This window comes from Rhizobiaceae bacterium (genome assembly GCA_023953835.1).
GTDB lineage: Bacteria > Pseudomonadota > Alphaproteobacteria > Rhizobiales > Rhizobiaceae > Mesorhizobium_G.
In genome coordinates this window covers 1,641,226-1,655,953 of the sequence record JAMLJB010000001.1, presented here as the reverse complement: position 1 = coordinate 1,655,953, position 14,728 = coordinate 1,641,226, and the positions used below count along the sequence as shown (strand labels likewise).

12 protein-coding genes are annotated in these 14,728 nt (G+C 55.4%); 2 read left to right on the top strand and 10 right to left on the bottom strand.

All coding sequences use genetic code 11. The annotated features are described in order from the left end of the window. Nucleotides 1–24: 24 nt before the first annotated feature. The 4 genes from M9924_07690 to M9924_07675 all read right to left on the bottom strand — a co-directional run bounded on the left by M9924_07690 (nucleotide 25) and on the right by M9924_07675 (nucleotide 6,317). Nucleotides 25–1,419 carry an MmgE/PrpD family protein gene (locus tag M9924_07690; protein MCO5064287.1) on the bottom strand — a complete coding sequence of 465 codons (1,395 nt, stop codon included), beginning with the start codon at nucleotides 1,417–1,419 and terminating at the stop codon, nucleotides 25–27. A 73-nt stretch (nucleotides 1,420–1,492) separates the two neighbouring features. Further along, a complete protein-coding gene (gene tcuA / locus M9924_07685) occupies nucleotides 1,493–2,971 on the bottom strand; it encodes an FAD-dependent tricarballylate dehydrogenase TcuA (GenBank protein MCO5064286.1) in 1,479 nt (492 codons plus the stop codon). Between the two features lie 90 nt (nucleotides 2,972–3,061). Then, nucleotides 3,062–4,717: a GMC family oxidoreductase N-terminal domain-containing protein gene (locus tag M9924_07680; GenBank protein MCO5064285.1), complete on the bottom strand. Its 1,656-nt coding sequence runs from the start codon at nucleotides 4,715–4,717 to the stop codon at nucleotides 3,062–3,064. A 118-nt stretch (nucleotides 4,718–4,835) separates the two neighbouring features. Beyond that, nucleotides 4,836–6,317: an aldehyde dehydrogenase gene (locus M9924_07675; protein MCO5064284.1), complete on the bottom strand. Its 1,482-nt coding sequence runs from the start codon at nucleotides 6,315–6,317 to the stop codon at nucleotides 4,836–4,838. A 578-nt stretch (nucleotides 6,318–6,895) separates the two neighbouring features. Here M9924_07675 and M9924_07670 point away from each other — a divergent pair. Beyond that, a complete protein-coding gene (locus tag M9924_07670; GenBank protein MCO5064283.1) occupies nucleotides 6,896–7,708 on the top strand; it encodes an aspartate/glutamate racemase family protein in 813 nt (270 codons plus the stop codon). Nucleotides 7,709–7,887: 179 nt separating this feature from the next. Next, a complete protein-coding gene (locus M9924_07665; GenBank protein MCO5064282.1) occupies nucleotides 7,888–8,865 on the top strand; it encodes a LysR substrate-binding domain-containing protein in 978 nt (325 codons plus the stop codon). Between the two features lie 19 nt (nucleotides 8,866–8,884). Here the strand turns inward: M9924_07665 and M9924_07660 are convergent, their stop codons facing one another. The 6 genes from M9924_07660 to M9924_07635 all read right to left on the bottom strand — a co-directional run bounded on the left by M9924_07660 (nucleotide 8,885) and on the right by M9924_07635 (nucleotide 14,651). Continuing rightward, nucleotides 8,885–9,721 (bottom strand): branched-chain amino acid ABC transporter permease, encoded by an 837-nt coding sequence (locus M9924_07660; protein MCO5064281.1) that lies wholly within the window; start codon nucleotides 9,719–9,721, stop codon nucleotides 8,885–8,887. Between the two features lie 13 nt (nucleotides 9,722–9,734). After that, nucleotides 9,735–10,607, bottom strand: a complete 873-nt coding sequence (locus M9924_07655) for a branched-chain amino acid ABC transporter permease (GenBank protein ID MCO5064280.1) — start codon at nucleotides 10,605–10,607, stop codon at nucleotides 9,735–9,737. 2 nt (nucleotides 10,608–10,609) lie between these two features. Next, a complete protein-coding gene (locus M9924_07650; GenBank protein ID MCO5064279.1) occupies nucleotides 10,610–11,338 on the bottom strand; it encodes an ABC transporter ATP-binding protein in 729 nt (242 codons plus the stop codon). A 51-nt stretch (nucleotides 11,339–11,389) separates the two neighbouring features. Beyond that, nucleotides 11,390–12,127: an ABC transporter ATP-binding protein gene (locus M9924_07645; GenBank protein ID MCO5064278.1), complete on the bottom strand. Its 738-nt coding sequence runs from the start codon at nucleotides 12,125–12,127 to the stop codon at nucleotides 11,390–11,392. Nucleotides 12,128–12,167: 40 nt separating this feature from the next. Continuing rightward, a complete protein-coding gene (locus tag M9924_07640) occupies nucleotides 12,168–13,277 on the bottom strand; it encodes an ABC transporter substrate-binding protein (GenBank protein ID MCO5064277.1) in 1,110 nt (369 codons plus the stop codon). A gap of 444 nt (nucleotides 13,278–13,721) precedes the next feature. Further along, nucleotides 13,722–14,651, bottom strand: a complete 930-nt coding sequence (locus M9924_07635; protein ID MCO5064276.1) for a DUF930 domain-containing protein — start codon at nucleotides 14,649–14,651, stop codon at nucleotides 13,722–13,724. Between the last annotated feature and the right edge of the window lie 77 nt (nucleotides 14,652–14,728).

The following is a 14,728-nucleotide window of genomic DNA, read 5'->3' as shown; positions in this document are numbered from 1 at the left end:
GGAATGCGGTCTCTAGCTTCGACCTCATTTGACAATCGGCACAGACAACAGATCAAAAACCGGGTCGATATCCTCGACCCTTTCCAGTTGCATGATGGCATTTACCGCACGTTCAGAGTCGCCACGATTGAGCACCCCTTCAGCGTTGTGCATGAATTTCGCGACAAGTTCACACTCTTGCATGGGATTTTGAGGGGTGCCCCGAAGATGTTCAACGACGCGGCCGAAACGTTCGCCGGAGCGATAGACGATCGTAACTCCACCTCCCCACTTCGTCCGGTCAACCGCCTGCCGATCGACCTGGTAAGTAACTTTCGCGGCAAGTTTGCGGTGAGAATCATCTGCTAAATCGGCATCGCTCAAGCTGTATTTATTGAAGGTCCCATTCTGCAGGCACGCGGCGATGCAAAATGGCAGACTGTACCGCGCATGCCAGGAAGTCGCCGGATTCAGCTTTTCTTTGGCGGGTTCGCAAATGAGTGGCACCATGTATTCTGCTACTGCGCAATCGATCCGCTCGATCTGATCGATCTCGATGCTGTTGCTTTGGACAATTCCCAGGACCGCTTCTATAAAGGGCTGGATATAGTGCCCACACGGGTAGGCGCGTGGCGCGATGTTCAGCGCTTCCCAGCGTTGGCCGAGCTTGTCGCGCGCTGCGCCGAGATCAAATTCGTATTCCGGCACCTGGACATGCGAGCGGAACAAGCCAAAGCGCCCTTCGAAGACATTCGAGGGTCCGGTGACTCCCTGCCTTGCAAGGTTCGCCGCCTGTACGGCGGAGGATGCGGCCCAGCCCGTGTGAAGCGATTTGGCGGCAGTGCCATCTTCCCAGGAGGCCATAATGCCAGACGCAAAGCTCCCGCAAATACCGGCCGTATTGATGATCTGCCGCGCGTCGAATCCGAGAATCTTGGCGATCGCGTATCCAGACCCGAAGGTCGCAAAGATTGCAGTTGGATGGATGCCGACGCGATGCATCATTCCCGGCGCAACCAAAGCAAGCCGAGCTGCTAGCTCGTTGCCTATCAGGACCGCTTCCAAAAGTCTGCTTCCCGAAATGTGAAACTGGCGCCCGACGCCGAGCGCGGCCGCAATCACAGCAGAACTGGAGTGAATGCCGCTGGCGACATGCGTATCGTCATATTCGAGTACGCAAGCCATGGTTCCCTGAAGCAACGCAGCACGCGATAATTCCACGCGCTTGTCGAACCCTACAACGGGGACGGCGCCGCCGGAATCGGTAACCGATCCAAGGACCTGATTGACAAGCAAGGTTCCACGGCCGCCCAGCATGGCCCCTACGATATCGAGGACACGCAGCTTTGCGCTCTGCAAAGCGTGGTCAGGAATTTCGTCCGGGCGAAGGCCTGCCAGCCATTCAGCGATTGCGATGCTGGTCGAACGCTTTGATGTCATTTTTCGGCGGAAACAAGCGTTGGTACTGAGTAGGACCAATGACCATTCACGGGGCGGAGACCAGGCGCGAGTTTCACGGCGCCCTCATCGTTTGCGCCCGGGTCGCTGCGTGGCTGCCAGCAATCTTGCCGAAAACCGCCCCGCGAAGCACGGATGTTGCTCCCGTATAGACCTGATAGTAGAGCCCTGCCGCTTCTCCCGCTGCGTAGAGGCCGGGTATAGGGCGTCCATCGGTATCGACGACCTGTGCATGGCGGTTTGTCTTCACCCCCCCATAAGTAAAACAGATTCCTGGAATGATCGGATACGCTTTGAAGGGCGCCCGGTCGATCGGACGGGCCCAATTGGATTTCTTGATCTTCAAGCCTTGCGTCGCCAAGAAATCTTCCCGCAAAGGATGGAATTCTCCTTCGACACAGGCCTCATTGTATTCATCTATTGTTTTCACTACGGCGTCGGTCGGCAATCCACATTGTGCGGCCAACGCCTCGAGTGTATTGGCCTGGATTGCCGGCTGGTCAGTTCGAATGCTTTTTGTCCAGTTTGGCACGTCTTCGATTCGGCTATCGAAGATCACATAGGCGATACCGTCGGGCTGCTCGCCGATCGCACGCGAGATATGATCATAGTTGACGTCCACCGGGCCTGGCGCCTCGTCGACGAAGCGGCCGCCCCATTTATTGACCAGAATTCCGTAGGGAAAATTCATAACCAGCGCTTCTGTAGCACCCGACCTTGGGTCGAGAGGCTCGGCGTGATAGGAGCTGAAGTCTCCGGCGGGCGCAGCGCCGCAGGAGAGCGCCATGCGGATACCTTCGCCTCTATTGTAATACCCGCCGCGCGCGACCGGCCGTACGTAGCGGGCTTGTGTTCCCAAATATTGGGTCAGCATTTCGGGATTTCCTTCGAAACCACCGGATGCCACCACGACATTTCGGGTTGCAATGATTTTAGTATCGCCGCTCGGCACGGCAACGCTGACTCGCAGATAGCCCCGGCCATCGTCACGCAGCAGATCGAGTGCAGTGGTTTCATAAGCACAGGTCACTTGGTTCTGGTTGGCATGGGTCTTCAACGCATTGATTAGCGCCAATCCACCACCTACCGGCATAAGGCGAGGCGCTGCCGCGGTGACAAAATAGGTTGGAAGTGCATCGAACCGGACCCCGAACGTCTTCAGCCAGTTGACAGTCGGTCCGGCATTCTCCGACAACGCGCTCACCAGTTCGGGATCGGGCATTCCGTGCGACTTCACAAAACCCGGCCAGTCGCTATAGGGGCCGCCCATCGGGCCAACAATGTTCGGATCTAGATTGCAGCCAGCGTTCTGGACGAGCCGTTCCTCGAAATCGTCGCTAACTTCGTCTTCGCTCTTCATCCGAAAATAGGCTTCGGTCCAACGTGTATTTCCGCCAAAGTCTGCCTCGGGTGAGCGTTCTAGCACCATCACCTGTGCTCCGGCCATCTGCGCAGAAACGGCCGCGGACAACCCAGCTATGCCGCTGCCGATCACCAGGACATCAAGGACTTCCTTTGTATTCTCATTTCTCATGACGATGGACCAACTCTTTCGCTTTGCCAAATGTCAGGTATTACGGCTCGAAATGCGTTCGATATTCAAAGCGATGCAACCTGTCCTGCATCACACATCGTTTGGTTCAAGAGCTGCCCTTCCACGAACGAGATCCGCCGCTTTTTCCGCAATCATCATCACTGTGGCATTGGTGTTTGCGGACGGCATGGTTGGCATGATTGAGGCATCGGCAACGCGCAATCCCTCTATGCCATGAACCCGCAATTGCGCATCGACAACAGTGTCAGAATCCGATTCAGGTCCCATGCGCGCAGTACCTATCATATGATAGATCGTCGTTCCGTTTTGGTGCGCAAAATCGAGCAGTTCAGCATCGCTCTTCGCTTCGGGGTCCGGTGCTATGATCTTAGGATCGTATTGCCGCAGTGCCGGTGTCGTCAGCAACTGCAAACCCAGGCGCATACCTCGAAGCAGCGTTTGACGATCCCCCTCCGCAGAGAGGTAATTCGGCTGGATTTGCGGCTTGCTCAACGGATCAGAGCTGCTGATGCGCACATAGCCAAGACTTTCCGGTCGTTCCGGCCACACGCCGAGCGTCATCCCTGGAAATCGGTCCAGAAGCCCAACGATTCCCTTCTGAAAGCTTGCAGGCGTGAATACATACTCCAGATCGGGCATCGCCAAAAAGGGTTCGGACTTCCAGAAAACATAGACCGGTGACGGTCCCATCGACAGTATGCTGGGGCGGCGCAGCACCCAGCGCGCAACCTGGCCAGCTAAAGGCAGCCCCCGCGCGATATTGTTGATTGTTGCAACGTCCTTGCCTTCCAGTTTTGCGACCAGACGCACTCCGTAGTGATCGCGCAGATGGTTACCGACACCGGGAATATGGCAAACTACCGGAATACCGTGCTGTGCGAGCAAGTCTGCGGGCCCTAGCCCCGAAAGCTGCATCAGCTTCGGTGTATTGATGGCTCCGGCACACAGAATAACCTCGCGCCGCGCCGCTATCTGCCTTGCAGGATGCCTGCCGTCTCCGGGAACATAGGTGATGCCAGCCGCCCGCTTGCCTTCAAACCTGATCGCAGTAACAAGCGCCCGGGTTCGAATATGAAAGTTCCTGCGCCGGCGCGCAGCCTTGAGGAAGGCGCGGGCTGAGCTGTATCGAAATCCATTCAGCGTCGTCTGCTGAAAGTAGCCCGCACCCGCCTGGACAGGTCCATTATAGTCTACGTTCCTGGGGATGCCGATCGAATGCGCGCCCTCGATAAAGGAATCGCAGATGGGATGGCGCCATTGCAGGTCCGTTACCGGCAACTCGCCGGTACGTCCTCTGAAGCAGTTGTCGCCCACGCCGATCTTTCTTTCCGATCGTTTGAAATATGGCAACAGCTCCTGGTAAGACCATCCCGGATTTCCGCGCTGTGCCCAGCCGTCATAATCGAGCGGCTGTCCGCGGACGTGGTTCATCCCGTTGATGGAACTCGATCCGCCGACCACACGGCCTTGCGGCAGGATCAAACTCCGTCCCCCGCTACCATTGCTCGGGACTGATTGAAAGTTCCATGTCAAATTCTTGCTATAGGCATTCTTGATGAAGCCAGCCGGTATGTGGATCAGCGCATTTGTGTCGGAATGGCCGGCTTCAATAAGGCATACCGACGCTCCGTCTTCGCTTAGCCGGCTCGCAACGATGCAGCCCGCCGTTCCGGCTCCTACAACAATATAGTCAAAAGTATCCGCGCCTTCGCCCTTGTCAGCCACTTCTACATTCCTCAAGAGACTCGTGGTATGGCGCCGGCACGATCTCTGCCGATCGCAAATGGGGCTGGCTTCCCCGCCCTATCGCAGCGATATCTCAAAGCTTGTTTAATTCTGCCCATCAATATTTGCGAATGAACGGGTCGGGCATCTGAAGATCGGTGGATATCCAGACGCTCTTCGTCTCGAGATATTCCTTCACGGCTTCGATCCCGCCTTCGCGGCCAATGCCGCTATCCTTGAAGCCACCAAAAGGTGTCGCGAAGCTGGTGGACCGGTAGTTGTTGATCCAAACCGTTCCTGCCTTCAATTTATCTGACATGTGCATCGCCCGCTTGAGGCTTTTCGTCCAAACGCCAGCGGCCAGACCGAAGCGTGTATCATTGCCAATTCGGATGGCATCCTCTTCATCCTTGAACTTTATGACTGCTAGGACCGGTCCGAAGACTTCCTCCTGGGCAATGCGCATATTGTTCTCGACGTCGACAAAGATTGTTGGTTCAACAATGCGGCCGGCGCCATATTCAGGACCGCTCAGGGCTCGCCCACCGGCGATGCATCGGGCGCCTTCTCCCTTTGCAATGGCGATGTAGCTCATGACCTTCTCGAACTGCGGCTTGGTAGCAACCGGGCCGATCTGAATGCCAGGCGTGCGGGGATTGCCGGCTTTGGCGCGAGAGGTAATTTCCACCAGTTTCTGCACGAAGGTATCGTGGATCGATTCTTGAAGGAGGAGGCGCGAGCCTGCCATGCATGTCTGGCCACCTGCCGAAAAGATTCCCGTGATCACACCGTTGACCGCCTGATCGAGATCCGCATCGTCAAATACAATATTCGGCGATTTGCCGCCCAACTCGAGGGAGATACGCTTCAGATTTTCGCCGGCCAGGCGCGCAACAGCGCGCCCACCCTGATCGCCGCCTGTGAAGGCAATGCGCCCCACTCCTTCATGTCGGACGAGGGGCTCGCCCACTTCGGAGCCGAACCCCGTCAAGACGTTGAACACGCCGGGCGGGAGGTCCGCCTTCGCCACGATGCGTGCGAGCTCGAACATCGAGGCCGAGGTAAATTCTGAGGGTTTGGCGATGAACGTATTGCCGCCGCAAAGCGCCGGCGCCATCTTCCAAGCGGTGAGCAATAAGGACGAATTCCAAGGTGTAATAGATGCGACCACGCCGATCGGCTCATATTTCGCGTAGTTGAAAACCCCCGGCTTTTCGATCGGAATGACCGCACCTTGAATCTTGTCGGCTAATCCTGCGTAATAGTAGAAATATTTCGCTACATAGCGCACTTGCCCGGACACTTCGCTCAAAAGCTTTCCGTTATCGCGCGATTCGACCTCAGCAAGCGTGCCGGCGTTTTCGTCAATGAGAACGGCCAGTCGATGCAGCAACGAGCCGCGATCGGTGGCAGACATCTTTCCCCAAGATCCTTCAAGGGCGGCCTGAGCCGAATGTACGGCGCGGTCGACATCGGCCGCGTTTGCCCGTGGTATCTGCGCCCACGGTTCGCCCGTAAATGGATCTTCGGTATTGAACCATTCCCCCGACAGTGGATCGTGCCACTCATTGTCTACATACAACTGATACTTAGTCGTCATTCACTGGCTCCTGCATGGCAACAATGCCAAGTAAGCTAAGGTGCGTCCTCCGTCAGGAGATACCGCGACGTATTGGCAAGATGTACTTGGCTTGAGAGCATCGGCGCATCCGACCAGATATTAGATTGCCGACTCACCACGTGTCGGTGCGGATTTGCAGTTGCGGCCCTATCCGCGGTTCCTTCCAAGGCCGAAATGGTGCGCAAACTTTACAAATTCGGCAGTCCGCCTCAATGGTGGTGAGCGCATACCGCAATGATATTATGTAATAAGCCTCTGTTTGTTGACCGTGCTCTGCCGACTGGAGACACAAACGCGTCGACACCGCAAAATGCTCAGACACAAAGCAATGACATTATGTAATAGCATTGATCATGAAACCCTATTAGTAGGTTTCCACCGAGGCGTTCCATTGGCCAAAGGGATCGCATTTTTCCCTATGGACGCGACAACGATGACCCTGCCGGCGTTCGTCTAGGAGAGGTTCCTATCATAGATCATGCCGAGTTTTCCGCGCCTCCATGATCCGCACGAAATACAACCTATGCTTTGGAATTCTTCTCAATATGGAGGCTGGCATGAGTGGCGCAGAAAATAAGGCGGTGTTTCGCTTCTGGCATCAGTCCGCGACTGAACTTGACGCGCTGGGGGGGTATAAGGCCTTCATCTCGACACATGGGGCGAAGGTGTTGGAAGGACGCGCCAGCATTGAGTTGCATGGAGTGCGATCGGGATCTTATTTCGGTCGTGCCGTGACCCCTGCCTTGCGTAGTGCGTTTGCGTTTCATCGGATTCTCGATCAAATCATCGACCGTGCGATTGAAGCGGAGCGGCAGGGGTTTGACGCCTTTATTATCGCGTCGTTTAGCGAACCTTTTCTCCGCGAGATCCGATCAGTGGTTCGCATTCCAGTCATTTCCATGCTTGAAAGCGCCTTGCTCGTCGGCTGCTCCCTCGGTCGGAAAGTAGTTCCGATAGCGAACGGATCGGAAATCGCCGCCGTTGTTCGCGATGCAGTTGACATGCACGGCCTCGATAAGAGGGTCATGCCTGCCGTTTCTCTGTCGCCCGCTTGGCACGAGCCTGCGCTCGCTGCCTCGCTCAGCAATCCTTCCCCCGTTATCGATGCATTCAAGAAGGCGGCGCAGGAGGCAATTTCACAGGGCGCAGAAGTCATAGTCCCGGCAGAAGGAGTGATGGCGACTGTGCTCAGCTCACAGGGTATCACGCAAATCGACGATGCGCCGGTGCTTGATGTGTTTGCCATAGCCTGGCTGTATGCTCTGATGCTTGTCAGCCTGAGGCGGACTATCGGCACGCAAACCAGCAATGTCGGCTACTACGCACAGGGCGACCGCGGGCTGTTGAACCTGTTGATCGAGCAAGGGTGACGAGAACGCAGTCCTGACTAGGAGCGTCGCCAGCATTTTGCTAAGCTGGACAGGCTTTCAGGTAAGCGGCTGCTGCCCAGTATGGCGCAACCGGAATGTGACGTCTTCGGCGCGCCGCAGCCATTCAAGATGCTCGTTCATCAAGTGTGAACGGCGCGTTTTGCTAGGGGGAAAAGAGATTGCGTCGTAAGATTCCGAGTACCAACGCGCTTTTGGCTTTCGAAGCCGCAGGACGCCATGAGAGTTTCTCGCGCGCTGCCGAAGAATTGGCAATGACAGAAGGGGCCGTGAGCCGTCAGATCGCGCGTCTGGAAGACTTTCTTGGCTTGATGTTGTTTAACCGGGTCAAAGGTCGGCTGCATCTGACCGATCGAGGGCGCGACTACCTTGTCCAGATCACTGAAGACCTGGATCGCGTCGAGTTGCACACGCAGAGACTTCAGGCACTGCCGGAACGGGGTGTGCTCGAATTGGCAGTCATTCCAACGTTCACAAACAAATGGATCATACCACGTTTGCCTCACTTCCATGCGAAGAACCCCGGCATCCTGATTAATATGAGCGAAAGGCCGGAGCCATTCCTTTTCTCTGAAACTTCCTTTGATGCTGCGATTCACTACGACCATCCCGCATGGACAGGTATGATTAAGAAGAACATCTTCTCGGAAGAACTGATTGCTGTCTGCAGTCCGCGACTTGCCGGCGGTCGCCGCGCGCTAAACCTTGATGAAATGAAGTCTTTGCCGAGACTGCACAAGCGCAGTCGGCCATATGCCTGGAAGAAATGGTGGGACCATTTCGGTACAAGTGGGATCAATCCCACTGAAGGCGCCCAGTATGATCTGTTCTCGATGGCCATCGAAGCTGCTTGCGCAGGTCTCGGTGTGGCGCTGGTACCGCGCCTTTACGTGAACAATGAAATTGAAAGGGGCGACCTCATCACACCGCACACCCATCGGCTGTCAGGCGAGAAAAGCTATTGCGTGGTCTTTCCTGAACACAAGCACGGCTCCTGGCCGCTTACGCCGTTCCTGGATTGGTTGATCCACGAATCGCAGGAATATATCCGCCAACGCGCAGTGCATGACGAATGTCTCTCAGAGCCGGTCAGCGTACGCAAAGCTCCGCGACGGCCAGCTATCGTGGGAGGTCGGTAGGCGCATTCGTCTTGGACAATCAAGCAAGCCGCTTGCGCAAAGCCCGGTAGCTCGACCCGATTGCGCCAACAAGGCCTTCCGGCATCCAGATTGCAACAGCCAGCATCAATGCTCCGAATACGATCAACTCTGTTTCGGGAGAAATCTTGATTATCTCGGGCATTGCGAACAGAAAGAACGTACCCACTATGGGCCCGAAAATGCTCCGCTTGCCACCGACAATTACATAGATGAACAGCAGCAGCGAGTACTGAAAGCCGAGATCCGACGGCTCATATATACCAAAGCGATGTGCATTCAGAGCTCCTGATATGGCGGCCATTGCGGACCCGAGAGCAAATACGAAAACGCGCAATGTCCGCACATGGACGCCAAACGCCTGGGAGAGGACTTCGTCGTCACCCATCGCTCTGATCTGCAAACCAATATGGGAGCGGTCAAGCAGATAGGCGATGGCAAAGACAACGCAGGAAAGGACAATAATGGGCACTGGGCTTGTAACAAGGGGAATATTGAGCAAGCCAACCGGTCCGCCAAAGAAATCGATCATTCCGACGATCGAGACCGCTGCAACGGAAAGGGTCAATGTCGTAACCGCGAAAAACCAATGATGCAGACGCAGGGTAATGATCGCAAAAGCCCCACCAAAGCAAAAGCCGGCTATTGTAGCCAACGGAATTGACAACCAGGGAGAGAGGCCAAGATTCACGCACAATGAACCGGACACATAGCCACCAACGCCTACGAAAGGCGCCATGCCAGGGTTCAACTGACCACTTCTGATCTGGAGGAACAAGCCCATAGCTGCGATAGATGCGATTGACGCAGAGAGAAAGACCGTCGTCCAGAAGTCCATGAAACTGGTCTCCTCACTTGCTGCGGAATGCGCTGGAAAGCCCGTTCGGCCAGATGATCAGAGTGATTATCAAGACCAATAGCACGCTTGGATCACGCGCTTGAGAGCCGAAATAGGTGGTGGCGATCGCTTCGACGATACCGATTAGAACAGCCCCGGCTACGGCGCCGCGCAAGCTACCCACCCCTCCCACAATCATTGCGACCAGACCCTTGATTGCGTAGGGGATTCCCATCAGAGGCGTGGCTAGACCATAACTGAAACCGGCAAGGAAGCCGGCCACGGCCGCGAGGAACGATGTGATTCCGATTGTAGCGACGATGATCCGGTCCGTGTCGATGCCCATGATCCTTGCTGCGGTGGGATTTATCGCGACCGCGCGCATCATTCGGCCGAAATTTGTCTGGTTCACTACATATTCGAGCGCCGCGAGCAGTATCAGCGAGACCAGCATGCTGTAAACCAGTCCCTGCGTGAAGAAGAAGCTGCCCAACCGCCAGATGCCAGTGGCCTTGATAGGGAACGAAAGCGCCTTGTTTCCGAATATGAGTGCTGCAGTGTTCTGCAAGATCAGGCCCGCGCCGAGCGTGCCAATCAGGGGCATCTCAATCGCTGCGTCGCCTTTGAAGCGGCGGCCGGGGCGCATCGCAACGCGTTCTATAAGGAGCGCGATGATGAGGGTTACAATCACGGCTATGGCGATACCGGCGAATGGACCGAATCCCGCCGACACGGCGCCGATTACAACGAGCGCCGCGACCATTGCAAGATCCGCGTGCGCCATGTTGAGCACGCCCATAATGCCAAAAATCATTGTAAAGCCGACTGCAAATAGCGCATACACGCCGCTCGCCAGGATGCCACTTAGTATTTGTTGCAGAATCACGCTCAGCTCCCAAGATAGGCGGACTGGATAGAGGGATCATTCAACAATTCCGCGCTCGGGGCTTCCCGAGTCACCTTCCCGAGCTCAATGACATAAGCGCGCCTGCAGAGTTTGAGTGCGCGATATGCGTTCTGCTCGACAAGTAAGATGGGGAGTCCGCGATCACGAAGCCCTGCGAGCGTCTCATAGACAATGTCCTGAATGACGGGCGCCAGTCCAAGTGATGGTTCGTCGAGCAAGAGCAGTCTAGGCTTCATCACAACGATTCGTGCAATCGCCAGCATTTGTTGCTCACCACCGGAAAGAGTGCTCGTAATCTGCTTCCTGCGTTCTTTGAGGCGAGGAAATAGAGTGAAAGCCTCCTCCATGCGGGCGTTTTGGTCGGCAGGGCTCGCAAAGCGAGTTCCGATTTGAAGCTCCTCTAAAATGCTGAGACCAGCAAAAAGTTCGCGGCCCTCTGGGACATAACCAATTCCCATCCGTGCAAGCGTATGTGCCGGCTTGTTCGAGATTTGCTGACCAAAGAACTCAACAGAGCTATTGGTTATTGAGGGAACGAGATTCATTATCGCTTTTAGCAGGGTTGTCTTACCCGCGCCGTTGCTTCCAATAACGGCAACGGCCTCCGCTGGCTGCACGACCAGCCCAAGCGAATTCACGGCACTGATAGGTCCATAGGACACGTTCAGGTTTGAAATCTTAAGTGCCGGAGGCCCCAATAGGTCGTTCATTTCGTGCTGAAACTCTGTTTGGGCTAGAAGCGCGTGAACAATTTCGATTGCCTAGCTTGTGGTTCCCAAGTAGGCGGCAACTACAGACGGGTTGGAACGTATTTCCGCAATGCTCCCGGTGGCGAGTTCTTTGCCAAAATTAATCACGACGACATTGTTCGATACGCGTGCCACAAGGTCCATATGATGTTCGACAAGAATGACAGCGACGCCGCTTGCGGCAATCTCGGATATGTGGTCAGCGAGCATCATTTGCTCGGAGAGATTGAAGCCGGCGGCGGGCTCGTCGAGGAGAATCAGTATTGGCGAAGTGGCAAGGGCCCGTGCTAGTTCCAGTCGGCGACGCTCGCCATATGAAAGTTCCAAGGGCTTGAGTTTTGCCTTCTGAGTTAGCCCCACACGCGCCAGAAGGCCATCGACAGTAATGTCCAGTTGTCCCTCTTTGCCTGCTTTGCGGCCTCTCCGCGAATTGAAATAGTTTCGACGGGCCAAAACTATGTGTTCTTCGACAGTCAGACTTTCCCACAGGCGTATGTTCTGAAAGGTGCGTGCTATGCCAATCTCGACAAGATCTTGTGGAGCGAACGTTCCGTAGGATTTGCCGTCTATTCGCACTTCGCCCCCGTCAAATGCTATCACACCCGTCAAGCAATTGAGGAGCGTTGTCTTTCCCGCCCCATTCGGTCCAATGACAGATGTAACCTCGCCTGAGCGAACGCGGACGGTAACATTGTCAATAGCTTGCAGGCCGCCGAAGCGCTTTGATATCTTTAGCGCTTCGATCAGCATTCTCGGCCTCCCGGCGCAACTGCCTCATGTCCCATAGGCATTATTTCGCTAGAGGCTCGTAGCCGTTATCGCCGTAAACAAGGATCTGCGGGGTTTGCTTTTGATTGTCACCGGAGCCGTTGTAGTTGAAGGTTCCATTTACACCCTGAAAATCCTTTGTTGCACCCATCGCCTTGCAAACAGCCTGCCGGTCCGTACTGCCAGCAGTTGTAATCGCGTTGGCGACGAGCTTAATCGCGTCGTAGCCCAGCGCATTGTATGCCGAAGGCGCCGCGCCACCGTTGGCTTCTTTGAACTTGCTAACAAAATCCGAGACAACCGCGCCGGGCGCATTTGCATTGAACAACGCAAATGTCAAAACGCCCTTTGCTGCACCGTTGGTTAGTTGGCCAATCTTTTCGTCGTTTAGGCCTGATCCGCCAATTATGGTTGCATCCAATCCCAAAGCGCGAGCTTGGCTTATGATCAGAGCACCTTCATTGATCTGTCCGGAAATCCAGATCAGATCCGGCTTGGTTTCCTGAATGCGCGCGAGTTGCAGCGTGAAATTCTGGTCGCCCGCGCTGTAGGATTCCACACCCGCGAGTTCCATTCCATACTGGCCCAAGTTCTCCTTGACGATATCCGCCTCGGCCACAGTTTGGTTATTGCCTTGGTCATATATGATCGAAACGCGGTTGATGCCACTTTCCTTCAACTGCGTTAAGACAGATGCCATCGCGTTGCTGAGGATCAGGTTTATACGAAAGGCGCAATCGCTGAAGTCCTTGAACGGAATCACCGAACCTATTGAGATAAAAGGCAAGCCTACATCCTGCGATATAGGATTGAGGGCGACGAATTCGGCTGAAGAAATGGAGAGTGCGAAAGCAATCTCCGGCCGCGCGGCGAACTTCTGGTAGATTGCGACGGCCTTTGCGCGGTCGCCACCTGAATCTTCGTATTCCATAGTGAGATTACGACCAAGAACACCACCTGCATCATTGATCTCCTTGACGCCAAGGTCTACTCCAGCCTTAGCGTCCGTGCCGTAGGCTGCAAACGGCCCACTAATAACCAGCCCTGCGCCGATTTGGATATCATCTGCCTTCGCGACAGAACCGAAAACCAGTAGTGCAGCCGCTGCTGCGATCGAACGATGTTTGCGCATGAAATCCTCCCGAAGCGCGTTTTCGTATCCCATTTTGGCCAATGGCCGCGAGATTGCTCGGCCAATCGGGTTAGAATAGGCAACGATAGTCCATGAAAGGCACTCCCAAACGCCAGCCTAGCGCTCGACGCTTCCTTGAAAGCCTGTTCTGAATCCAATCATTTGGATGGTTATTCATACCGATGTCGGCCAATGCATCTCAATCGGTGTATGTGGTAAGGTCCTGTGACATTGTGTAATTGACCGAGGTTATCGTTTTGATCGGGCAATCCGGCCTGCAATCGTTCGAAATTTCTGCTTTGGAGGCGAGTGCAGGTTCGGGCCCACAAAACAGAGCAATTCGCAAAATCGCCAGTTTGCGTCCAGCAAGGCGGACTGACCCGGTTCAAACTGAATAGCAGGCGATTGAAATCGAAACATCGTCGTGAAAGCGGCGACAGGCCTTTATTGCAAGAGTAGCCCGCGGCGAGCCCATTCGATAGGTGGCACGGGATTTCCAACCCGGAAGGCGAAGGACACGACCTGTGTTGCCTCCCGGTTCACCTCGCAACGATAGCGCAGGTCGTACCACCGGCCCTCAGCGCGAAAGGCCGTATTGGGGATTTCCATGACTGTTCCCTCCTGCAACTGAAAGGACGGTAGAAGGTCGGGATTATAGGGTGGCGACGCATGGCGCAGTTGCTCACGCAGTTCCGTCACACAGAGGCGCCCGGCTCGTACGCTGCGCGGAAGGCCGCCCATTGCAATCGTCGCAGTCAGATCACCGTTAACTTTTGGCGAGAACAACTTCTTTGCCTGCTTAAGCTTGGGGGTGCTCACCACCTCGGCGACGCTCGCGGACTTTGCAGCCGGGTTCTCGGGTGCTGCCGGCTGCGATCCCTCGTCCAATGGCTTGACTGTCAAAGGTTCCGGTGTTTTTGCCTGATCCTGTTTTTTCGCGTTTTGCTTCACCGCCGGTGATGGCGAGCCATCTTCCGCGACGTTGCCGTCCTGAGATTCTCGCGGTCCCACGTCCTGTTCTCCGTACCGCACGACAGGTTTGAGAACAGGCAGAGGCGGCGCGGTATCCTTGCTTGCCGACGGCAGCGTCTGATTTTTTGCCTGCGGAGGCTTCTTGGGCGAAGGCTTTTCCGCAGACGGTGGTGGGTCGGCTTTGGCTTTCTTCTCCGGCTCGGGCGGCTTTACGAAATCCACCTTTATCTCCTGCTCCGACTGCAAGTTGGGGAGGGAGATTGGCAGTCCGAATATCAGGAGCACGACGATAAGCAAATGAACGATGACGGAGGCGGGCAGCGCCCACCCTGACACCTTGCTCTGGTCCGTCACGTAAATGCTCATTGTGATCGGTGTGATACGAAAGATTGACAGCTTCAAGCTTTGATGCCGCCAATCTCGAAATGTTCATCCAACGCCCGGGTCGGAAACTGCTAAGGTGCTGCGGCAGAGAAAAG